The 22172-nt window shown below is 66.6% G+C and carries 22 protein-coding genes; 12 read left to right on the plus strand and 10 right to left on the minus strand.

What is annotated here, in order from left to right; translation table 11 throughout:
• Window positions 1–8: 8 nt before the first annotated feature.
• The gene (locus CA2_RS04815) at window positions 9–791 is read left to right on the plus strand and encodes a 3-hydroxybutyrate dehydrogenase (RefSeq protein WP_042413204.1); all 783 of its coding nucleotides are present in this window, start codon (window positions 9–11) and stop codon (window positions 789–791) included.
• A gap of 92 nt (window positions 792–883) precedes the next feature.
• Here the strand turns inward: CA2_RS04815 and CA2_RS04820 are convergent, their stop codons facing one another.
• Window positions 884–1624: an SIMPL domain-containing protein gene (locus tag CA2_RS04820; RefSeq protein WP_245620884.1), complete on the minus strand. Its 741-nt coding sequence runs from the start codon at window positions 1622–1624 to the stop codon at window positions 884–886.
• Window positions 1625–1830: 206 nt separating this feature from the next.
• On the opposite strand from CA2_RS04820, the gene ompR reads away from it, so the two are divergent.
• Both ompR and CA2_RS04830 read left to right on the plus strand, forming a co-directional pair.
• The gene (gene ompR / locus CA2_RS04825; protein ID WP_042413206.1) at window positions 1831–2565 is read left to right on the plus strand and encodes an osmolarity response regulator transcription factor OmpR; all 735 of its coding nucleotides are present in this window, start codon (window positions 1831–1833) and stop codon (window positions 2563–2565) included.
• Window positions 2566–2628: 63 nt separating this feature from the next.
• On the plus strand, window positions 2629–4083 hold the full coding sequence (locus CA2_RS04830) for a sensor histidine kinase family protein (RefSeq protein WP_042413209.1): 1455 nt from the start codon (window positions 2629–2631) through the stop codon (window positions 4081–4083).
• 167 nt (window positions 4084–4250) lie between these two features.
• Here CA2_RS04830 and ispF read toward each other — a convergent pair whose 3' ends face one another.
• Window positions 4251–4745 (minus strand): 2-C-methyl-D-erythritol 2,4-cyclodiphosphate synthase, encoded by a 495-nt coding sequence (ispF, locus tag CA2_RS04835; RefSeq protein ID WP_042413210.1) that lies wholly within the window; start codon window positions 4743–4745, stop codon window positions 4251–4253.
• A gap of 50 nt (window positions 4746–4795) precedes the next feature.
• On the minus strand, window positions 4796–5614 hold the full coding sequence (ispD, locus tag CA2_RS04840) for a 2-C-methyl-D-erythritol 4-phosphate cytidylyltransferase (protein ID WP_042413249.1): 819 nt from the start codon (window positions 5612–5614) through the stop codon (window positions 4796–4798).
• 102 nt (window positions 5615–5716) lie between these two features.
• On the opposite strand from ispD, the gene mfd reads away from it, so the two are divergent.
• Window positions 5717–9190 (plus strand): transcription-repair coupling factor, encoded by a 3474-nt coding sequence (gene mfd, locus CA2_RS04845; protein ID WP_042413212.1) that lies wholly within the window; start codon window positions 5717–5719, stop codon window positions 9188–9190.
• Between the two features lie 176 nt (window positions 9191–9366).
• Here mfd and CA2_RS04850 read toward each other — a convergent pair whose 3' ends face one another.
• The 4 genes from CA2_RS04850 to CA2_RS04865 form a co-directional block, all read right to left on the minus strand.
• Window positions 9367–10200, minus strand: coding sequence for a carbohydrate ABC transporter permease (locus tag CA2_RS04850; RefSeq protein WP_042413213.1), 834 nt, complete (start codon window positions 10198–10200; stop codon window positions 9367–9369).
• The gene (locus CA2_RS04855) at window positions 10197–11099 is read right to left on the minus strand and encodes a carbohydrate ABC transporter permease (RefSeq protein WP_042413215.1); all 903 of its coding nucleotides are present in this window, start codon (window positions 11097–11099) and stop codon (window positions 10197–10199) included. Before CA2_RS04855 ends, CA2_RS04850 begins: the two co-directional genes overlap by 4 nt.
• Before the next feature lie 293 nt (window positions 11100–11392).
• Complete coding sequence (locus CA2_RS04860) at window positions 11393–12685, minus strand: ABC transporter substrate-binding protein (protein ID WP_042413217.1); 1293 nt, start codon at window positions 12683–12685, stop codon at window positions 11393–11395.
• Between the two features lie 78 nt (window positions 12686–12763).
• Entirely contained in the window at window positions 12764–13789 is a 1026-nt protein-coding gene (locus CA2_RS04865) for an ABC transporter ATP-binding protein (protein WP_042413219.1), read from the minus strand.
• Window positions 13790–14002: 213 nt separating this feature from the next.
• Here CA2_RS04865 and CA2_RS04870 point away from each other — a divergent pair, with 213 nt between their 5' ends.
• The 4 genes from CA2_RS04870 (at window position 14003) to CA2_RS04885 (ending at window position 17642) form a co-directional block, all read left to right on the plus strand.
• On the plus strand, window positions 14003–14662 hold the full coding sequence (locus CA2_RS04870; protein WP_042413221.1) for a hypothetical protein: 660 nt from the start codon (window positions 14003–14005) through the stop codon (window positions 14660–14662).
• A gap of 163 nt (window positions 14663–14825) precedes the next feature.
• Complete coding sequence (locus CA2_RS04875; RefSeq protein WP_042413222.1) at window positions 14826–15797, plus strand: Bug family tripartite tricarboxylate transporter substrate binding protein; 972 nt, start codon at window positions 14826–14828, stop codon at window positions 15795–15797.
• 177 nt (window positions 15798–15974) lie between these two features.
• Window positions 15975–16688, plus strand: coding sequence for a phosphoserine phosphatase SerB (serB, locus tag CA2_RS04880; RefSeq protein ID WP_042413251.1), 714 nt, complete (start codon window positions 15975–15977; stop codon window positions 16686–16688).
• Window positions 16689–17156: 468 nt separating this feature from the next.
• The gene (locus CA2_RS04885; RefSeq protein WP_042413224.1) at window positions 17157–17642 is read left to right on the plus strand and encodes a hypothetical protein; all 486 of its coding nucleotides are present in this window, start codon (window positions 17157–17159) and stop codon (window positions 17640–17642) included.
• 86 nt (window positions 17643–17728) lie between these two features.
• Here the strand turns inward: CA2_RS04885 and CA2_RS04890 are convergent, their stop codons facing one another.
• Window positions 17729–17944 (minus strand): DUF3820 family protein, encoded by a 216-nt coding sequence (locus tag CA2_RS04890; RefSeq protein WP_043386013.1) that lies wholly within the window; start codon window positions 17942–17944, stop codon window positions 17729–17731.
• Window positions 17945–18125: 181 nt separating this feature from the next.
• Between CA2_RS04890 and CA2_RS04895 the strand changes: the two genes are divergently transcribed.
• Together CA2_RS04895 and CA2_RS04900 are read left to right on the plus strand one after the other, a co-directional pair.
• A complete protein-coding gene (locus CA2_RS04895) occupies window positions 18126–18911 on the plus strand; it encodes a MetQ/NlpA family ABC transporter substrate-binding protein (protein WP_042413226.1) in 786 nt (261 codons plus the stop codon).
• 258 nt (window positions 18912–19169) lie between these two features.
• Window positions 19170–19478 (plus strand): hypothetical protein, encoded by a 309-nt coding sequence (locus CA2_RS04900; protein WP_052369832.1) that lies wholly within the window; start codon window positions 19170–19172, stop codon window positions 19476–19478.
• A gap of 84 nt (window positions 19479–19562) precedes the next feature.
• Here the strand turns inward: CA2_RS04900 and CA2_RS04905 are convergent, their stop codons facing one another.
• Entirely contained in the window at window positions 19563–20201 is a 639-nt protein-coding gene (locus CA2_RS04905) for a LysE/ArgO family amino acid transporter (RefSeq protein ID WP_042413228.1), read from the minus strand.
• An 81-nt stretch (window positions 20202–20282) separates the two neighbouring features.
• Here CA2_RS04905 and CA2_RS04910 point away from each other — a divergent pair, with 81 nt between their 5' ends.
• Window positions 20283–21200 carry an HTH-type transcriptional regulator ArgP gene (locus CA2_RS04910; RefSeq protein ID WP_042413230.1) on the plus strand — a complete coding sequence of 306 codons (918 nt, stop codon included), beginning with the start codon at window positions 20283–20285 and terminating at the stop codon, window positions 21198–21200.
• A 15-nt stretch (window positions 21201–21215) separates the two neighbouring features.
• Here CA2_RS04910 and CA2_RS04915 read toward each other — a convergent pair whose 3' ends face one another.
• The gene (locus tag CA2_RS04915; RefSeq protein WP_042413232.1) at window positions 21216–21674 is read right to left on the minus strand and encodes a DUF2721 domain-containing protein; all 459 of its coding nucleotides are present in this window, start codon (window positions 21672–21674) and stop codon (window positions 21216–21218) included.
• A 218-nt stretch (window positions 21675–21892) separates the two neighbouring features.
• Between CA2_RS04915 and CA2_RS04920 the strand changes: the two genes are divergently transcribed.
• Complete coding sequence (locus CA2_RS04920; protein ID WP_042413256.1) at window positions 21893–22072, plus strand: DUF3149 domain-containing protein; 180 nt, start codon at window positions 21893–21895, stop codon at window positions 22070–22072.
• Window positions 22073–22172 lie beyond the last annotated feature (100 nt).

Below are 22172 nucleotides of genomic sequence, written 5' to 3' on the forward strand. Positions count from 1 at the left end.
CTTTTGAGATGCTCAAGGGCAAAACAGCTTTGGTCACAGGTTCCACCAGCGGCATCGGCCTCGGGATTGCACAGGCGCTGGCAGCCCAGGGGGCCAACGTCCTTCTGAACGGTTTTGGCGATGCGCAGGGCGCCCAGGCCCAGGTGGCCGCCGCCGGCCAGGCCCACGGGATTGCGGTGGACTACCACGGCGCCGACATGAGCCGCCCCGACGAAATCGAGGCCATGATGGCCTTTGGCGCCCAGCGCTTCGGCCGCATCGACATCCTGGTCAACAACGCCGGCATCCAGCACGTGGCCAAGGTCGAGGACTTCCCGGTCGACAAATGGGATGCCATTCTGGCCATCAACCTGTCCAGCGCCTTCCACACCACCCGCCTGGCGCTGCCGGCCATGCAGGCCGCCAACTGGGGCCGCATCATCAACGTGGCCTCGGTGCACGGCCTGGTGGCCTCGGCGCAGAAATCGGCCTACGTCGCGGCCAAGCACGGCATCGTCGGGCTGACCAAGGTCACGGCGCTGGAAAACGCCACCACCGGCGTCACCTGCAACGCCATCTGCCCCGGCTGGGTGCTGACGCCGCTGGTGCAAAAGCAGGTGGATGCCAAGGCCCAGGCCCAGGGCATCAGCATCGACGATGCCACCCGCCAGTTGCTGGGCGAGAAGGAGCCCTCGCAGCAGTTCACCACGCCGGAGGAACTGGGCGCCCTGGCCGTGTTCTTCTGCTCGGCAGCCGCCAACAATGTGCGCGGTGTGGCCTGGAACATGGATGGCGGCTGGGCCGCACAATAAACTCAGCATCCCCATCGACGAAAAAAAGCCTCTGAAATTTTCAGAGGCTTTTTGGCTTCTAGCGCTTGCTGGACAAGCGCAGGCAGCTCTGTTTATTGCAGCTGCACCGATCCCGCTACATTGACCACCACCTGGGCCTTGCCCGCCTCCACCGCCATGCCATCGGCCGCCTCGGCCTTGGCAGCCATGGGCATGGCATTCATGCGCACCATGCGCGGCGCGGGGTAGGCGTCCTGGCTGTTCACGCTGACCTCGCGCAGGCTGTAGCCGCTGAAGCCGAACTGCCGCGCCAGCTGCGTGGCGCGCGCCTTGAAGCTGTCGATGGCCTGGGCCTGGGCCTGCTCCTGCACGCGCGCACGGCCTTCCTTGGACAGGCCGAAATCCATGCCCGCCACCGTCATGCCCTCGATCTGGGCGGCCGCCTGGGTGATGCGCGGAAAGTCCTTGCCTTCCAGCAGCACCTCGGCACGGCCCTGCCAGCCCTTGATCTTGCCGTCATTGCCATGGCGCGGATAGACGCCAAAGCTGCCGCTGCTGACCTGCAGGTTCTGCCCCTGCACCTGCGGGCGCAGGCTGCGCATGGCGGCGTCCACCGCCTGCTGCAGCTGCTTTTGCACGCTGGCGGCGTCGTTGCCATCGCGCGTGGCCGCCAGGCGCATCTGCAGCCAGTCTTGGTCGACCTCGACACTGCCCGTGGCCGACAGCTGCACCACGTTGCGCAGCACCTCCTGCGACTGGGCCAGCGCCAGCCCGGAGCCCAGAGCACCGCCCACGAACATGACCACACCGACCGAATTGCGCAAAAAACGTGCGCTGGTTTTGCGAAGCTGCATCTTTCAATTCCCTTTCATGCCAAAGCACGCCAAATTGCATGCAAACAAAGCCCAAGCTTGCCAGACAAGACGCCGAAGCTGCGCCCGCCACCTCCCTGCATTTGGCAAGACATGTAACACTGTGTCAAACCCGGGCGAAATCGGGAATTTTTCGCGCCAAGCTGGTCAGAATTGGCTCTGTTACAAATTGGACAAGGGGTAGATCCATGGCCACCACCAACAACAACCGCACTGACAAAATCCTCGTTGTCGACGACGACGCCCGCATCCGCGACCTGCTGCGCCGCTACCTGACGCAGGAAGGTTTCGAGGTCATGATTGCCGAGGACGGCAAGGCCCTGAACCGCATCCTGCTGCGTGAAACCGTGGACCTCATCGTGCTGGACCTGATGATGCCCGGCGAAGACGGCCTGTCCATCTGCCGCCGCCTGCGCTCGGCCAACGACCGCACGCCCATCATCATGCTGACTGCCAAGGGCGAGGACGTGGACCGCATCGTGGGTCTGGAAGTGGGCGCCGACGACTACCTCGGCAAGCCCTTCAATCCGCGCGAACTGCTGGCCCGCATCCATGCCGTGCTGCGCCGCCGCCCGCCCGTGGAAGCCCCTGGCGCCCCCTCGGGCGACAACGAGGTCGTGAACTTCGGCCCCTTCACCTTCGACCTGGGCACGCGCGTGCTGCAAAAGAGCGGCGAAGAGCTGCCGCTGACCACCGGTGAATTCGCCATGCTCAAGGCCCTGGTGCGCCACCCGCGCCAGCCGCTGTCGCGCGAAAAGCTGGCACTGCTGGCGCGCGGGCGCGAGTTCGAACCCTTCGACCGCAGCCTGGACGTGCAGGTCTCGCGCCTGCGCAAGCTGATCGAAGAAGACGCCGCCGCCCCGCGCTACATCCAGACCGTCTGGGGCGTGGGCTACGTGTTCGTACCCGACGGCATCAACTAAACCCCGGCCTCCCTGCGGGAGGCTGTGGCGCCACCGCGCCCTTTTCCCATGTCACGCCCTTCCATGCTTGCTGGCAACGCCCCGGATGCCAGCTCGTCCTCCGCCCAGAATGCCCGCTCCCGGGTGGGTCTGAACCTCTTCTGGCGCACCTTCTTCCTGCTGGCCCTGCTGCTGCTGGGCAGTATCCTGGCCTGGCTGCAGACGCTGCGGGCGCTCGAATTCGAGCCGCGCACGCTGCACACGGCCCAGCAGATCGCCTCGCTGGTCAACCTCAGCCGTGCGGCGCTGCAGCACTCGGACGCTATCGCCCGGGTGTCGCTGATCAAGACCATGGCCGACCAGGAAGGCGTGCGCATCCAGCCACGCGAGCCCAGCGACCGCTTTGAAGAGGTGCCGCCCACGCAGCTGAACCAGCGCCTCAACGAGCTGCTGACCACGCGCCTGGGGCCCGACACCATCCTGGCGCGCAGCGTCAACGGTGAGGAAGGCCTGTGGGTCAGCTTCACCATCGACGAGGACCCGAACTGGATCCTGCTGGACAAGTCGCGCTACACCACGGCCGGTGGCCGCACCTGGCTGATCTGGCTGGGCACGGCAGGCCTGCTGTCGCTGGCCGGCGCGGCCGTGATCGCGCGCCTGATCAACCGCCCCCTCAAGCAGCTGAGCTACGCCGCCAACCGCGTGCGCGATGGCGACTTTGCCGCCAGCCAGCTCGACGAGGAGGCCGTGACCAGCGAGATCCGCGAGGTCAACATCGGCTTCAACCGCATGGTGCAGAAACTGGCCAAGCTGGAACAGGAGCGCGCCGTGATGCTGGCCGGCATCTCGCACGACCTGCGCACCCCGCTGGCGCGCCTGCGCCTGGAAACCGAGATGAGCGTGCAGGACGACATTGCCCGCGAACACATGGTGGCCGACATCGTGCAGCTGGACGCCACCATCGACAAATTCCTGGACTACGCGCGGCCCGACCACGTCACGCTGACCGTGGTGAACCTGCATGCCGTGGTGGCCTCCTGCGTGTACGCGGTGCAGAACCACCGCGAGCTGCAGATCACCATGTCCATCCCGGACGACATCTACGTGATGGCCGACGAGGTGGAGCTGGCGCGCGTCATCTCCAACCTGCTGGAAAACGCCCGCCGCTATGGCAAGACCGTGGACACCGACACGGCCTTTGTCGACATCACCATCAAGACCCGCGAGAACTGGGTGCTGATGCGCCTGCGCGACCACGGCCCGGGCGTGCCGCCGGACCAGCTGGCGCAGCTGACCCAGCCCTTCTTCCGCGGCGACTCGGCCCGCACCGCGGCCGCCGGCGCCGGCCTGGGCCTGTCCATCGTCGACAAGACGGTGCAGCGCATGGGGGGCGTGTTCTCCATCACCAACGCCAACGAGGGCGGGCTGGCCTCGCACATCCAGCTGCAGCGCGTGACCGATGTGCCCGACGGGCAGGACCCGCAGCACCGCCTGCAGCGCCCCCAGGTCAAGCGCCAGCTGCCGCCCGACGCCATCTGAGGGGCTGGCCGCACAGCCGGCCGTGCGCTCTGCGGCAACCGTGTCGCCCACAAAAAAAGCCTTGCAGGTCCGCCTGCAAGGCTTTTTGCATGCGCAGTCTTATTGCCGCGCAATTGAGCATCAAAACCGGCTGCAGCGCTGATCCAGCAAGCGCTAGCAGCTATGCTTTATGCAGCCTGTGTGCCCGCCTTGTAGAGCAGTGCCACGGCATTCGCCTCCATCGCCAGCAGCTCGCCCACCGGGCCCATTTTCTCGGCGGTCTTGGCCTTGACGTTGACCTGCTCCACGGCCACGCCCAGCGCCCCGGCAATGCGTTCCTGCATCAGCGGGATGTGCGGCGCCAGCTTGGGCTTTTGTGCGATCACCGTGCTGTCGATGTTGCCGATCTCCCAGCCCTGGGCCCGCACGCGGCGCGTGGCCTCCTGCAGCAGCACCCAGGAGTCGGCGCCCTTGAAGGCTTCGGCCGTGTCTGGGAAATGGCGACCGATGTCGCCCAGGCCCGCCGCCCCCAGCACCGCGTCGGTGATGGCGTGCAGCAGCACGTCGGCATCCGAATGGCCCAGCAGGCCCTTGTCGTGCGGGATCTCCACGCCGCCGAGGATCAGCTTGCGCCCGGCCACCAGGGCGTGCGTGTCCCAGCCTTCACCAATACGAAAATTCATAGCTATTCACGCTCATCCCTTGCGGGCTAGCGGCCAATTTGGTTAGGAATTCAAAAAAAAGGGTTGCCCGTGGGGTGCACCGCGTCGCGCTTGCCCTTGAAGCGCTCCAGCGTGGCACTGCCACCGCGCTGCGTCAGCACGGCCTCGGCCAGGGCAAAGTCGTCGGGGTAGGTCACCTTGAAGTTCTGCGCCCCACCGGGCACCAGCTTGGGCCGGTGGCCCAGGGCCTCCATGGCGCTGGCCTCGTCGGTGGCGACCGCGCCCATGCGCACCAGCGCATCCAGCAGCACGCCCAGGCGGAACATCTGCGGCGTCTGCGCCAGCCACTTGTCGCTGCGGTCCACCGTGGCAGCCACGCGCACGCCGTTGGCGCCGGTGACGGCGGTCTTCAGCGTGTCGGGCAGCTTGTGCGCCAGCAGGCCGCCCACGCTGTCGCGCTCGCATTCGTCGATCAGGTGGTCGATCTGCGCCGTGGTCACCAGGCAGCGCGCCGCATCGTGCACCAGCACCCAGTCGTGCTGCGCCGCACCGCGCGCCAGCAGGGCCTTGAGGCCGCCGATGACGGTCTCGGCCCGGGTCGCGCCGCCGCAGGGCAGGTGCCACCAGGCCGCGCTGCGGTAGCTGTCCAGGAAATGGTCGTTCGGTGCCACGGCCACCAGCGTGCCGGCCAGGCGCTGCACGCCGGCAAAGGCCGCCAGCGTGTGCAGCACCAGGGGCTGGCCGGCCACCGGGTGGTACTGTTTGGGCAGGTCGGGCGTCGGGGCGCCCGGCGGGATGGCGCGCGCGCCCACACCGGCGCACGGAATCAGTCCCCAGAAACGACCCTGCGGTGACCCGGGCGCATTCGCTGCAGCAAGCAAGTCTGTCATGCACTGCATTCTAGAATTGCCCGCTACACCTTCGCGGCAGCACGCCGCATTTCCGCGCTTTGTGCAGGCCCTGCGCCTGCCGTCTCCGAATTGTCTGGTTCCATGGATCTGCCCAAACTCACGCCCGGTCACCGTTTTTCCCTGCCCACACCCGTGGGCAGCGCCGATGCCTTGCTGCTGGCCAGGCTGGCACAGCGTGAGAAAGGCCTGGGCCGCATCACCGCCATCGTCACCGCCGACGCCAGCGATGCCCAGCGCCTGATCGATGAAATGGCGTTCTTCGCGCCCCAGTTGCGCACGGCGCTGTTCCCGGACTGGGAGACCCTGCCCTACGACACCTTCTCGCCGCACCAGGACCTGATCAGCGAACGCCTGGCCACGCTGTGGCGCATCCGCCAGCGCGACCACGCCCACGGCGCAGACGTGGTGCTGGTGCCCGCCACCACGGCGCTGTACCGCCTGGCGCCGCCGTCCTTCCTGGCCGGCTACACCTTCGAGTTCCAGCAGGGCCAGAAGCTGGACGAGGCCAAGCTCAAGGCCCAGCTGACGCTGGCGGGCTACCAGCATGTCTCGCAGGTGGTCAGCCATGGCGAATACGCCGTGCGCGGCGGCCTGATCGACCTGTTCCCCATGGGCTCGGACGTGCCCTACCGGGTGGACCTGTTCGACGACGAGATCGACTCCATCCGCACCTTCGACCCGGACAGCCAACGCAGCCTGGACACCGTGCCCGCCGTGCGCCTGCTGCCCGGGCGCGAGTTCCCCATGGACGAGGACGCGCGCGCCAAGTTCCGCAACCGCTGGCGCGAGCTGCTGGAGGGCGACCCCACGCGCAGCCGCATCTACAAGGACATGGGCGCCGGCGTGGCCACGGCCGGCATCGAGTACTACCTGCCGCTGTTCTTCGACGCCACGGCCACGGTGTTCGACTACCTGGGCGACGACGCCACCCTGGTGCTGCACGGTGAGCTGGAGCCCGCCTTCCAGCGCTTCTGGCAGGACACCAAGGAGCGCTTCCGCCTGGTGCAGGGCGACCCCGAGCGCCCCGCCCTGCCCCCGGACACCCTGTTCCTGAACGCCGAGCAGTTCTACCAAAGCGCCAAGTCCTACCCACAACTGGCCCTGCGCCCCGGCGTGGACGATGTGGCGGACAGCGCCTTCTTCCAGAAGCTGCCCGACCTGTCCGTGGTGCGCGGCGCCGAAGACCCGCTGCAGCGCCTGCAGGCCCACCTGCGCAGCGCCCAGCGCCGCGTGCTGGTGCTGGCCGAAAGCGACGGCCGGCGCGAAAGCCTGCTGGACTTCCTGCGCTCCTCGCAGCTGAACCCACCAGCCTTTGACTCGCTGTACGAATTCCAGAGCACGGCCCACGAACGCCTGGGGATTGCCACCTCCAACCTGATGCGCGGCTTTGCCTGGATCGAGGCCGGCATCGACTTTGTCACTGAGACCGAGCTGTTCGCCACCACCGGCACCACGCGCCGCCGCAAGAAACAGGAGCAGGTCAGCGACGTGGACGCGCTGATCAAGGACCTGTCCGAGCTGAAGGTCGGCGACCCGGTGGTGCACAGCCAGCACGGCATCGGCCGCTACCACGGCCTGGTCAACATGGACGTGGGCCAGAAGAACGCCGATGGCACACCGGCGCTGCAGGAGTTCCTGCACCTGGAATATGCCAAGGACGCCGTGCTGTACGTGCCCGTCAGCCAGCTGCACCACATCAGCCGCTACACCGGCGTCACGCCCGAATCGGCACCGCTGCACAGCCTGGGCAGCGGCCAGTGGGAAAAGGCCAAGCGCAAGGCGGCCGAGCAGGTGCGCGATGCGGCCGCCGAGCTGCTGAACATCTATGCCCGGCGCGCCGCGCGCCAGGGCCATGCCTTCCGCCTGAGCGCGCAGGACTACGAGCAGTTCGCCCAGGACTTCGGCTTTGAGGAAACCGCCGACCAGAAGGCCGCCATCCACGCCGTGATCCACGACATGGTCAGCCCCCAGCCCATGGACCGCCTGGTCTGCGGCGACGTGGGCTTTGGCAAGACCGAGGTCGCCCTGCGCGCGGCCTTCGTGGCCGCCATGGGCGGCAAGCAGGTGGCCTTCCTGGCGCCCACCACGCTGCTGGCCGAGCAGCACTACCAGACGCTGGTGGACCGTTTCTCCAAATGGCCGGTGCGCGTAGCCGAGGTCTCGCGCTTTCGCACCACCAAGGAGGTCAACGCGGCGCTGCAAGGCCTGGGCGAGGGTTCGGTGGACATCGTGGTGGGCACGCACAAGCTGCTGTCCAGCTCGGTCAAGTTCAAGGACCTGGGCCTGCTCATCATCGACGAGGAACACCGCTTTGGCGTGCGCCACAAGGAGGCCATGAAGGCCATGCGCGCCGAGGTGGACGTGTTGACGCTGACCGCCACCCCCATCCCGCGCACCATGGGCATGGCGCTGGAGGGGCTGCGGGATTTATCGGTGATCGCCACCGCGCCGCAACGGCGTCTGGCCATCAAAACCTTTGTGCGCAGCGAAAGCCAGGGCGTGATCCGCGAGGCGGTGCTGCGCGAGCTCAAGCGCGGTGGCCAGTGCTACTTCCTGCACAACGAGGTGGAGACCATCGAGAACCGCCGCCAGGCGCTGGAGGAAATCCTGCCCGAGGCGCGCATCGCCGTGGCCCACGGCCAGATGCCCGAGCGCGAGCTGGAAAAAGTGATGCGCGACTTTGTGGCGCAGCGCTTCAACATCCTGCTGTGCTCCACCATCATCGAGACCGGCATCGACGTGCCCAGCGCCAACACCATCGTCATCAGCCGTGCCGACAAGTTCGGCCTGGCCCAGCTGCACCAGCTGCGCGGCCGCGTGGGCCGCAGCCACCACCAAGCCTATGCCTACCTGATGGTGCCGGACATCGAAGGCCTGACCAAGCAGGCCCAGCAGCGCCTGGACGCCATCCAGCAGATGGAGGAGCTGGGCAGTGGCTTCTACCTGGCGATGCACGACCTGGAAATCCGCGGCGCCGGCGAGGTGCTGGGCGAGAACCAGAGCGGCAACATGATGGAGATCGGCTTCCAGCTCTACAACGAGATGCTGGCCGAGGCCGTGCGCAGCCTCAAGGCCGGCAAGGAGCCCGACCTGCTGTCGCCCATGGCCGCCACGACCGAGATCAACCTGCACGCCCCGGCCCTGCTGCCCAACGACTACTGCGGCGACGTGCACCTGCGCCTGTCGTTCTACAAGAAGCTGGCGACGGCCAAGAGCACGGACCAGATCGACAACCTGCTGGAAGAGATCGTCGACCGCTTCGGCAAGCTGCCACCGCAGGCGCAGACGCTGATCGACACCCACCGTCTGCGCGTGTTGTCCGAGCCCTATGGCGTGATCAAGGTGGATGCGGCCCCCGGGGTGATCCACATCACCTTCAAGCCCAACCCGCCGGTGGAGCCGCTGCAGATCATCCACCTGATCCAGAAGAACAAGCACATCAAGCTGGCCGGCAACGACAAGCTGCGCATCGAGCGTGACCTGCCCGACCCCAAGGCCCGCGCCCAGATGGTGCGCGATGTGCTGCGCAGCCTGGGCACGCCGACCACGGCCTGAGTCCCAGGTACCCTCCCCCCACCAGGCCAGAGACCGGATGGGTATCTGGCCTTTTTTATCGCTGGGCGTGCCTCACTCGCACTCAGATCGGAAGCAGTCCGTTGGGGGATCAAGGAACCAGGGGATCGCGATGGTGAAGGGCCGAGGGGGCATGGCTCATGCCGCCCACCGCCCCCCTACTTGATGCCCGCGCGCATAAAGCTTTGCACGAACTGGCGCTGGAACAGGATGAAGGCCACCAGCAGCGGGGCCGAGGTCATCAGGGTGGCGGCGGTGATGGTGGACCAGTCCACGCCCTGCTCCACGCTGGAGAACACCTGCAGCCCGACGGTCAGCGGGCGCGACTCCACGCTGTTGGTGATGATCAGCGGCCACAGGAAGTTGTTCCAGTGGAAGCTCACCGACACTAGGGCGAACGCGGTGTACACCGGCTTGGCCAGCGGCACATAGACGCGCCACAGGATCTGCAGGGTGCTGGCGCCCTCCACGCGCGCGGCCTCGTCCAGCTCCTTGGGAATGCCCAGGAAGGTCTGGCGCAACAGGAAGATGGCAAAGGCCGAGGCAAAGTACGGCAGGCCAATGGCCAGCAGCGTGTCCACCAGGCCCAGGCGGGCCATGGTCTGGTAGTTCTCGACCAGCAGGATGTCCGGCATGATCATCAGCTGCACCAGCACCAGCGCGAAGGCAATGTGCTTGCCCCGGAACTCATAGCGCGCGAAGGCGAACGCCGCCAGGGTGGACAGCACCAGCTGCGCCGCCAGAATCATCAGCACCAGCAGCGTGGTGTTCAAAAAATAGCGCGCAAACGGCGCGGCCTCCCAGGCGTTGCGGAAGTTTTGCAGCGTCCACGGTGCCGCCAGATCGAGCCGGGTGGCGTAGGCGCTGGGGTGGAAGGCCGTCCACACGGCATAGGCCAGCGGCAGGATCCAGCACAGCGCCAGCAGCCAGGCGGCCAGGGTGTCGAACCAGGTGTGGCGGTAGATCACCGCCGGGGCGGGAGGGCGGCTCATTGGTAGTGCACCTTCTTGTCGAGCACGAAAAACTGGAACAGCGCCACGCCGGCCAGCACCATCACCAGCACCACGGTGATGGCTGCGGCATAGGCCGTGTCCCAGAACTTGAAGCCCACCTCGTACAGGTGGTACAGCAGCAGGCTGGTGGCGTTGTCCGGCCCGCCGCGCGTCAGGATGAAGATGTGGTCCACCAGGCGAAAGGCATTGATCACCGCATTCACCAGCACGAACAGCGTGGTCGGCATCAGCAGCGGCCACTGCACGCGGCGAAAGAAGTACCAGCGCGAGGCGCCTTCGATGGCGGCCGCCTCCTTCAGGCTGGGGTTCAGCGTCTGCAGCGCGGCCAGGTAGAAGATCATGAAGAAGCCGGCCTCCTTCCACACCGCCACCAGGGTCACGGCCCCGAGCGCCGTCGACGGGCTGCCCAGCCAGTTGTGCGAGGGCAGCCCCAGCGCACCCGTCACCTGCTCCAGCAGGCCGTACTGCGGCGTGTAGAAGAACAGCCAGATGTTGGCCACGGCAATCATGGGCAGCACCGTGGGCGTGAAATAGGCCATGCGCAGCCAGGTGCGCCCGGCCATGCGCTCGTTGACCCACAGCGCCATCAGCAGGGCCAGGCCGATGGAGGTGGGGATGGTGGCCGCCGCAAACCACAGGTTGTTGCGCACGGCCTGCCAGAACACGGGGTCGTCCACCATGACGGCGTAGTTCTCGGCGCCCACCCAGACCGCGGGGCGGGTGCCGCGCGGGGTGGAGAAGAAACTGTCGATCAGGGTGGCCACGGCGGGCCAGTGGGTGAAGGTCACCAGCAGCACCATCGCCGGCAACAGCAGCAGCCAGGCGTGGATGCCCGGGCTGCCGACCCGGCGGGGCAATGAAGCAAAAGACATGGCCATCGAACGGAATTTCTCTCTCAAAACCGGCTGCATTGCCCGGGTCCCACCGCGCGGTATGCGGCAGGAACGGCGACCGCAGCAACCTGGGCCCGCCAGCCACGGCAGCGCAGCATGGACACATCACGGGCGTCCCTCGCGGACAAAAAAACATAGCTGGCTGCGCGCATGGGATATGGCCTGGAAGGTGATATGAACCAGATAAGGTCCAGATACCGGCGTGAGGGTCACCGGGACCGCCACGCCGGTGCTGCGGCGCGCAGGCGGTGTGCCTGCGCGCCGCAGCGTTCCGGGGCTTACTGGTAGCTGCGCAGGATGCGATCGGCCTCGCGCTGCGCGTCCTTCAGCGCCTGGGCCGAGGTCTTGGTGCCATTCAACGCCGCCTGGACCGCGTCGTTCAGCAGCTTGGTCACGCGCTGGTTCTCGTGCGTGGAGAACTCCGCCACCGACACCGGCAGCTGGTCGCGCGCCACCAGGGCGGGCGGGAAGTCCTGGCCGTACTGCTTGAGCGCGGGCGTGTCGTAGGCGGCGGGCGACACGGCGACGTAGCCGCTGTCCATGCTCCACAGGGCCGCACGCTCGGGCTGTGTCACCCACTTGGCGAACTCGAACGCCGCCTGCTGCTGCGCCTTGGGCGCCTTCTTGAAGATGTAGAAGTTGCCGCCCCCGGTGGGCGAGCCCTTGCGCACATTCCCGGCAATCTGCGCCACGCCGAAGTCGAACTTGGCATTGGCCTTCAGGTTGGTCAGGTTGCCGGTGGTGGTGACGATGATGGCGGCCTTCTTTTCCATGAAGTCCTTGGGCGTCGTGCCCCACTCCACCACGCCTTTGGGGTGCACGCCGTCCTTGGTCAGATTGACCCAGAAGTCCAGCGCCTCGATCACCTTGGGGTGGTCAAACATGACCTTGGTGCCAGCCTCGTTGGCCAGCAGCACGCCATTCGGCGTGGTCAGCGTCTGCAGCATCCAGTAGGCAAAACCGGTCGAGGGGATCTGGATGCCGTACTGGGTGACATTGCCGTTGGCGTCCTTCTTGGTCAGCTTCTGCGCGGCGTCGCGCAGCTCCTTCCAGTTCTGCGGGGCGTTGTTCGGGTCCAGACCGGCTTCCTTGAAGGCTTCCTTGTTGTAGTACATGACCACGGTGGAGCGCTGGAACGGAATGCCCCAGGTCTTGCCGCCGGTCTGGCTGTTGGCCATGAACGCGGGGTAGAAGCCCTTGAGCCAGGCCTTGTCGGCATCGGTCTTCACAAAGTCATCGATGGGGGCAATGGCGTCTTCATCGATCAGCGTGAACATGTCGGTGGACAGCAGCACCGAGGTGGCCGGCGCCTTGCCCGACTTGTTGGCCGTCAGCGCCTTGACGATGGTTTCCTGGTAGGTGCCCGCGTAGATGGGCGTGACCTTGTACTGTGGGTGGGCCTTGTTGAAGTCGGCCGCGTAACCGTCGATGACCTTGGTGATGGGACCGCCCACGGCCACGGGGTAGTAGAACGGCACCTCCAGCGGATTGGCCTGGGCCAGGGCCGTCGACAGCCCCCACATGGCGGCGCTGGTGGCGACGATGGTTTTCAAAAAGGTCTTGCGTTGCATGCATGCACTCCTGGTAGGCCGCCGATCGCGGACTGGGAACTGCCCGACGAGGACGTGGACAAAAAAACTGCAGGGCCGTCAGGCCAGACGCTGGCCGGCGGCGTCGAAAAAATGCATGGCCTGCGGCGGCCAGGCCAGCGGCAGAGCCTGCCCGGCCTGCACCGCCTGCTGGCCCGGGGCCCGCACCGTGATCTGCTCGCTGCCCACCTGGCAGCGCAGCACCACATCGGCGCCCAGGTATTCCAGCCCTACCACCTGGGCGGGCACGCGCGCTTCGCCCGACAGCGCCACAGCCTCGGGGCGCAGCCCCAGCCAGGCGGCACCGGTGGGCGCGGGCAAGCGCACGCTGCTGCCGGCGATCGCGCCGTCCTGCAGCTGCACCAGGTTCATCGCGGGCGTGCCGATGAAGCGCGCTGCAAAGGTGGTGGCCGGCTGGGCGTACAGGGCGCGCGGCGTGGCGCACTGCTCCACGCGGCCCTGGTGCAGCAACACCACCTGGTCGGCCATGCTCATGGCCTCGGCCTGGTCGTGCGTCACATACACCACCGTCAGGCCCAGGCGCTGCTGCAGCTCACGCAGCTCGGCACGCATTTCCTGGCGCAGCTGGGCATCGAGGTTGGACAGGGGTTCATCCATCAGGCAGACATGGGCCTGTGCCACCAGGGCACGGCCCAGGGCCACGCGCTGCTGCTGGCCGCCCGAGAGCTGGCCCGGCTTGCGGTCCAGCAGGTGCGACAGGCCCAGCAAGCCGGCCGCATCGTGCAGGCGCCGGGCAGCCTCGGCCTTGGGCACCTTGCGCACCGACAGGCCAAAGCCGATGTTCTCGGCCACCGACAGGTGGGGAAACAGCGCGTAGTTCTGGAACACCATGGCGATGCCGCGCTCGGCCGGGGGCAGGTCGGTCACATCCTGGCCGCCGATGCGCACGCGCCCAGCGCTGGCCTGCTCCAGACCGGCAATGATGCGCAAGGTGGTCGATTTGCCGCAGCCCGAAGGGCCCAGCAACACACAGAACGCGCCCGAGGGAATCGACAGATCAATGGCTTGCAAAGCCGTGGTGCTGCCCCACGACTTGGCAACACCTTCCAGTTGAATGGTGGACATCGCGCCAATGTAGGCAGGCGGCGTGACAACGTCATGACGGACTTTCCCTAGGGCACCGGCGCCCTGCCGCAAGGCCGGGACCAGGACGGGACCGCGTGGCTGGCACGCAGGCCCCCCATCACCCCCCCCTGCGATGCCGGGGCTTGATCTAGCACAAGCCTCGGCTGCCCCGGCGGTGGGCCCGCGGCGCCAGCGCCACCGCACAATCGCCGGATGCTGGACATCGCCCTCCTTCTCACCGCACTGGTCGCGGCCCTGGCCCTGCGCCCCTGGCAGTTGCTGCGCAACCGCAAGGCCCTGGTCACGCAGGACCATGGCGACAGCGCCCCGCTGTGGACGCCGCTGCTGGCCACCCTGGTGGTGCTGCCGTGGCTGTGGGCCCTGCCCACGCTGCACCACATGCCGCTGCAGCTGCAGTGGTCGGGCGCCTGCCTGGTGATGATGACCCTGGGCTGGCCGCTGGCCGTGCCCGCGCTGTGCCTGGTGGGGGCCATCGCCTACCTGCTCTCGCCCAGCCTGGAGGCCATCGAGGCCCTGCGCCTGACGGTGTGGCACGGCATCGTCCCGGCCACGCTGGCCATGCTGTGGGGGGTGCTGCTGCGCCGCTGGCTGGGCACCAAGGTGTTTGTCTACATCTTCGGCCGCGGCTTTGTCGGCACGGTGCTGAGCCTTTTTGCCGCCGGCCTGCTGTCCGCGGCCCTGGGCCACCAGTTGCCGGGCGTGCAGGAGGACCTGTCGCAGATTGCACACTGGCTGATGGCCTGGGGCGATGCCGTGGTCACCGGCATGCTGTGCGCCGTGTTCGTGGCCTACAAGCCCGAATGGCTGGCCACCTGGTCGGACGATTTGTATTTACACGGCAAAAAGCCTTGAAATGCTGACTGCGCTTGCGCTGACAGCTCTAATTTTTGAAAAACACGCCCTTGCAGACGGGGCGCGTGGCCACCGCACCGCGACCGGGCACTGAATTTGCGTGGTCCGGGGGACTGCGACACCTCAGCCCTTCGGCTGGCGCAGCCCACCCAGGACATGCACCATGCTTTTGCGCCCCCACCTTCTGGCCTGCACCCTGGCCGCCCTGTGCGTCGGCACCAGCGCCACCGCGGCAGACACCTACCCCAGCAAACCCGTCAAGGTGATGGTGGCCCTGCCCGCCGGGGGCAGCGCCGACATGCTGGCCCGCGTGATCAGCCAGGAGCTGGGCACCAAACTGGGGCAATCGTTTGTGGTGGAGAACAAGGCCGGTGGGTCCGGCCAGATCGGCATGCCCCAGGTGGCACGCGCCACGCCCGATGGCTACACGCTGACGGTCTCGCCCGCCTCGTTCCTGACCACCAACAAGAGCATCTTCAAGCAGTTGGCCTATGACCCGCAGGCCGACTTCCAGCCCATCGCCCGGCTGGTCAACCAGCCCATGGTGCTGGTGGTCAAGGACAAGGCCCGCTTTCCCAGCGTCGCCGCCGTCGTCACCCAGGCGCGGGCTGCGCCGGGCCGGCTGACCTATGCATCGTCCGGCGACGGCAGCCCGCAGCACCTGGGGGCGCTGATGTTCAGCACCCGCACGCAGTCCGAGATGCTGCACGTGCCCTACAAGGGCGGCGCCAACGCCATCAATGACACGCTGGCCGGCAATGTCGACATGCTGTTCGCCGTGCTGCCCGAGGCCCTGCCCCACATCCAGTCCGGCAAGCTGCAGGCCCTGGGCGTGATGAGCGCGCAGCGCTCGCCCTTGCTGCCCCAGGTGGCGACCATGGCCGAAAGCGGCTTTGCCGACCTGCAACTGTCCGCCTGGGTGGGCCTGCTGGCCCCGGCCAAGACCCCGCCCTCCGTGGTGGCCCAGCTGAACCAGGCCGTGCGCAGCGTGCTGCAGGGCCCCGCCCGGGACAAGCTGCTGGCCAGCGGCATGGAACCCGCACCGTCCAGCCCCGAGGAACTGCAGGCCACGATCGCCGGCGACCTGAAGCTGCACGCCGAACTGGTCAAGGCCGCCGGCCTGCAGCCGCAATAAGCGCAACTCCCAGCGCCCTGCAGGGGCGGACACCGCCACCGGGCAGGTGACCTGCCCGGTCGCACGGGCCACGGACAAGCCCCGTTCGCCCCTGCCGCGCCGCACAGCCGCGATAATCCGCACCAGCCCCCAGCACCTGCCGTGCTGGGCCTGATCCTGCAACCTCTGCCCGCGCCCATGCCCGCCGCTACCGAATTCGCCCCCGGCCTGACCATCCAGCACATCACCGCCCCACAAAAGCTCAGCGACTACAAGCTGATCGCGTTCGACATGGACTCGACGCTGATCACCATCGAATGCGTGGACGAAATCGCCGACGCCACGGGCAAGAAGGCCGAAGTTGCGGCCATCACCGAGGCCACCATGCGCGGCGAGATCACCGATTTCAAGGACAGCCTGCGCCAGCGCGTGGGCAAGCTGGTGGGCGTGACCGAGGCCGACATGGCCCGCGTGCTGACCGAGCGCCTGCGCCTGACCCCCGGTGCCGACACCCTGGTGCGCGCCGCCCAGGCCGCCGGCCTGAAGGTGCTGCTGGTCTCCGGCGGCTTCACCTACTTTGCCGAACATGTGCGTGGCCTGCTGGGCATCGACTTCGTGCGCGCCAACGTGCTGGAGACCCGCGACGGCGTGCTAACCGGCGGCCTGGTCGAACAGCCCTGGGGCGACATCTGCGACGGCGCCGAAAAGCGCCGCACCCTGCTGGAAGTGGCCTGCCTGCTGGGCATTACGCCCGCGCAGTGCATCGCCGTGGGCGATGGCAGCAACGACATCCCCATGATGCAGGCCGCCGGCCTGTCCGTGGCCTACCACGCCAAGCCCCGCGTGCGCGCCGAGGCCAAGGTCTGCATCAACGAAGGCGGCCTGGACCGCCTGCTGGAAGTGCTGCGGTAAGGCGGACCGCCACGCCCGGCACGCCGCCGCCCGAACACCAGGGCCGCGCCGGGTGTGTGCCACCGGGGGCCTGCGCGCCCCCCCAACCCTAGCTCCAGCCCCGGCCAAGCCTGCAGCACGGCCCCGCGGCCACCGCACCCGGGCACATTGCAAAAAAGAAGCGGCTTGCGCTCGCCTAGCATGGGTTTCCGGTAAAAAACCATCAGAAACCCTTTGTTTTCAAGCGCTTGCCGCTATTTTTTCTTGCAGCATCGCGGGCTGCGCGTAAAATCGCCGCTCTCACACCCATAACGCCAACATTTCAACGTGTGCGGCCCGCAAAGGCCAGCCCCTCCCGGACCCACGGGACCTGAGGGCTTGCAATTTGCACCCCTCCCCCCATGTATTTCCTTGCAGCGCACCCGCTCGGGCGCGCTGGGGTCGTCACATGGCCCTCGTTTTGTTGACCGTCTTTTCCCAGGACCCTTTGTGAAAACTTCTTTCCGCACCACCGCTTCCGTGATCGCCGTCACCATCGCCGCATTGGCCGCGCCCACCCTGGCGCACGCCAAGCGCATGGGGGGCGGCAAGTCGGTGCGCCCTGCATCGATTGGCCAGGCCCCCGCCAAGCCGGCCACCCCTGCAGCCCCGACCGCCGCCGCCAAGCCTGCGACACCTGCCACGCCCGCCGCCGCTGCAGCCCCCGCCGCGGCGCCTGCGGCCACCGCCGCCCCTGCAGGCTCCGGCATGATGGGCACCATCGCCGCCACCGCCACCGGCGCCGTGGTTGGCACCCTGGCGGGCAACGCCATTGCCGGCGCCTTCAGCGGTGACGACAAGGCCGCCGCCGAAGCGGACGCCAAGGCCAAGGCACAGGCCGAAGCCAAGGCCGCAGAAGCCGAAGCCGCCGCACTGCAAAAGAAGCTGGACGAAGCCAAGGCCAAGGCCGAAGCGGCCCGCGCTGCCGCCCTGTAATCGCCACACGGCAGTTGCCGTGCACGCGCACGCAAAACGCCCCGCCGGCTTGCGCCGCGGGGCGTTTTGTTTTTATTGGCAGCGCTTCAGCGCGGGGGCCGCAGGGGATCGAGCAGGCGCGTGAGCCCGTTGTGGTCCAGTTCGTGCATCAGGGCCAGCAAACGCCCCAGCCCACCGGGCGGAAAGCCCTCGCGCGCAAACCACGCCAGGTAATTGCCGGGCAGATCGCACAGCAGACGGTCCTTGTACTTACCGAAGGGCATGCGGGTGGACACCAGCTTTTCGAGGTCGTCAGCGTGCACGGCACCTCTGAATGGCAAAATTTTGCATAAAAACCACTTTCTTTATAACCAAATTAGTAAAAATTACTTAGCAGGCTGCAGTGCCAAGATTACACTTGCCCCCACACCCTGAGGCTGCAACCGGTGCCCACAGGGCTGAGACAACACCGCACTCCACTGTCATTTGAACGGAATCCTCCATATGTTGAAGAAGACCCTGACTGCCGTGGCGATTGCCACCCTGGCCCTCTCTGCCCAGGCTGCCGATGTGCTCAAGGTGGCCGCCACCGCCGTGCCCCACGCGGAAATCCTGAACTTCATCAAGCCCCAACTCAAGGCCGACGGCATCGAGCTGCAGGTCAAGGAATTCAGCGACTACGTGCAGCCCAACGCCGCCGTGGAAGACAAGCAGCTGGACGCCAACTTCTTCCAACACCAGCCCTACCTGGACAGCTACAACAAGGACCGCAAGACCAGCCTGGTGCAAGTGCCCAACGGCAAGGTGCACGTCGAGCCCTTCGGCGCCTACTCCAAGAAGATCAAGAACCTAAAGGACCTGAAGGACGGCGCCACCGTGGCCATCCCCAACGATCCCTCCAACGGTGGCCGCGCCCTGCTGCTGCTGGCCAAGCAAGGCCTGATCGAACTCAAGGACCCCAAGAACCTGACCAGCACCGCGCTGGACGTGGTGAAGAACCCCAAGAAACTGAAGTTCCGCGAACTGGAAGCCCCTTTGCTGCCCCGTGCGCTGGCTGACGTGGACCTGGCCCTGATCAACACCAACTACGCAATCGAAGCCAAGCTCAACCCCACCAAGGATGCGCTGTTCATCGAGAACGCCGACTCGCCTTACACCAATATCGTCGCCGCCCGCAAGGACCGCGCCGATGGCGCCGACATCGCCAAGCTGATGAAGGCCCTGCACTCGCCCGACACCAAGAAGTTCATCGAAGAGAAGTACAAGGGCGCCGTGGTTCCCGCCTTCTGATCGGCGTCACACCCCACTCCCAAGCGCTGCCCTGGCAGCGCTTTTTTCATGGGCGGGCCAATCCCAGGTGACGCACCGCCCCACCGGGGTCCGGTCATCGCACTGGCCGATGGCCCAAGTGGCCACAGTTGGTGCCTACCGTGGTCTTGCGCTTGCGCGACACAAGCCCGAGCAAATCGTTACCACCAGTATCCATGGCCCGGCAACTGCGGCATGATGCCGAACTTTATTTCCCAGGCCATTTCACCGGACCCCTCCATGAGCGATACCGCCCCCATCTCCCTGGACAAAGCCATCACCACCGGATTGAGCGAAGTGACACTGTCACGCACCCTGGAGCTGTTTGCTGCCCACCTGGCATCGGGCAGTGACCGCCTGCTGAACTTCCGCGGTGACCTGGCGGAGCGCTACAACTACGACAAGATCAAGCCCACCATGACCCCGGCCCGTGCGCAGGGAAACGTGGTCTTCATCGAGGCCACCAGCCACAAGACCGGGGAAACCGGCTACTACCAGATCCTGGCCAACCAGTGGAAGTTGCTGGAAGTGCTGGCCCGCCTGAGCTGAGCCCCCTCCATCACAACCTCACAAAAAAAAACCGTGGCGCTTGCAGCACGGGCTTTTGCTTTTGGTGGCAGGGCGTGCGTGCGCTCAGGCCACCAGCCCCTGCCACACCCACCAGGCCAGCACCAGCATCATCACCCCGGTGATGCCGTCGAGCACCCGCCACGCCACGGGCTTGGCAAACAGCGGTCGCAACCGCTGCGCCGCCGCGCTGAGCAGGCAAAACCACACCAGGCTGGCACAGGCCGCCCCGACCACGAAGAACCATTTCAGCTCCCCCGCCTGGCGCGCCCCGATGGAGCCGATCAGCACCACCGTGTCCAGGTAGACATGGGGATTGAGCAAGGTGATGACCGCCAGCGCGCCCAGCACCGCCAGCACGCTGCGCGGCGCCACGGCATCGCCTTCGGCCAGCACCAGGGCAGTCTGGGCAAACGCCATGCGGTGCAAGGCGAACAGCCCATAGCCCAGCAGGAACAGCACGCCGCCCCAGCCGCACCAGTAGGCCACGTCGGGGCGGCTGGACAGCAGTTGCGCCATGCCGGCCACGCCGGCGCCAATCAGCAGCGCGTCCGAGCCCACGCACCAGGCCACGCAGGCCCGCGTGTGCTCCCCACGCACGGCCTGGCGCAGCACATAGACGTTCTGCGCCCCGATGGAGACGATCAGCGACAGGCACACGGTAAAACCTGCCAGCCAGGAAGAGGTGATTTCAGCATTCCACATGCGGCCAATTCTCCCGCCGCATTGCCGGACTTATACAGATAAGATAAATTAAATTACTTCATTCGAATTAAGTTTTTCTACATGCTCGACTACGCTGGACTGGAAGCATTGGCCGCTGTGCTGCGCGAAGGCAGTTTTGACCGTGCGGCCCGCAAGCTGCACGTCACGCCCTCGGCCATCTCGCAACGCATCAAGTTGCTGGAAGAGCGCCTGGGCCAGGTGCTGGTGATGCGCGGCGCGCCCTGCACCGGCACCGAGGCCGGGCGTCGCCTGTGTCTGCACGTGGAGCAGGTGGCGTTGCTCGAAAACGAGCTGCGCCGCAACAACCCCGAGCTGGTGCCCGAAGGCCAGGTGGCCCGCCCCACGCTGAAGCTGGCGGTGAATGCGGATTCGCTCAACAGCTGGTTCGTGGATGCCATGGCCGCCTTCACCCAGGAAGGCAACGAGCTGCTGGACATCAGCATCGACGACCAGGACCACACGGCCAAGCGCATCAAGGAAGGCGAGGTGATGGCGGCGGTCACGGCCTCGTCCAGCCACATCACGGGCTGCAACATCTGGCCCCTGGCGAACATGCAGTACGTGGCCGCTGCCAGCCCGGCCTTCATCGCCCGCTATTTCGGCGCCCAGGGCATCAATGCCCAGACCCTGTCGCAGGCACCGGTGCTGACCTACGACCGCAAGGACGCGATGCAGGACAAGTGGCTGCACCAGCAAGGCGTCTCGGCCCGCCATGCGCCGCCGCGCCACTGGGTGCCATCGGCACACGCCTTCGTGCGCGCCTGCGAAGCCGGCGTGGCCTGGGGCATGCACCCCACGGTGCTGATCCGCGAGCACCTGGCCAACGGCAGTCTGGTGGAGCTGCTGCCGGGCAGCGGCATTCCGGTGCCCCTGTACTGGGCGCATGCGCGCAATGCGCAGACCGGACTGGAGCGCCTGACGCAGTGCGTGATCAATGCCGCCCAGGCCTGGCTGGAGCCCATCGACCCCAAGCCCTGAGCGGCCCCAGGGCGGTCAGTGCCGCATCTGCCGCCCGGTCTCCAGCACGTTGAAATTCAGCAGGTCGGTGGCCAGCACCGTCTCCCACATGAAGCAGGCCAGCGCGGCGATGAACGAGAACACCCCGCCCAAAAACAGGAACACCGCCACCATCTGCCCCTGCTCCGCCCAGGCCTGGCCGATGAACAGGAACACAATCGTCAGCCCGATCAGGAAGCCGCACAGCGTCAGCAAGCCGATCGACCAGTTGGCAATGCGGCCCCGCGTGCGCAGGTAGTTCAGCTCGCGCAGGCCGCGGTCGATGAACTCCTCATCGTTGCTGGCGCGCACGCGCTCCTCCATCACCCGGGCCCGGTCGATGATGCGTGCCAGCCGCCCGGCCACGGCGCCGATCATGCCGGCCACGGCCGTTAAAAAGAACACTGGCGCCACGGCCAGTTGCACGCTGTGTGTGACGTTGGAAGCGTCGATCATGTGTTGTTTCTCACCCATTCAAACTGGTTGGCGCTGCCGACGGACGGCCATGCCCCGCATGGTATGCAAAAAACCGGCCCGACCGGCCATCCAGACCCTTGCTTTAACGCAAATCGCCCAGTCCGGCCGTTTGATGTGCCGCAAACGCCCCCCGCCACCCGCACGCGATAGTGACAGCACACCTATTAACCCATGACTGATTGCGGAGGATGTTTGCCATGAAGATGTTCAACGACCTGATCTCGACCGACTACGGCCTGATGAGCCTGATCGTCATCCTGATCACCATTGCCATGTGGATTTACTTCACCGTGCTCTTCCTGGGCAAGATCAACAAGAGCGCTTCCGCCGTCGCTGCGGCCGACAGCCAGGCCGCCACGCCCTCCGCCAAGACCTGAAGCCCGCAGAGGCCTTCCAACTTCATCTCTTTGAGGCCTGCATCTGCAGGCCTTTTTTATGGCTGCCACCGGGGAACGGCCCAGCTACAGCTACAGCTAC

Source organism: Comamonas aquatica NBRC 14918 (assembly GCF_000739875.1).
Taxonomy (GTDB): Bacteria; Pseudomonadota; Gammaproteobacteria; order Burkholderiales; family Burkholderiaceae_C; genus Comamonas; species Comamonas aquatica.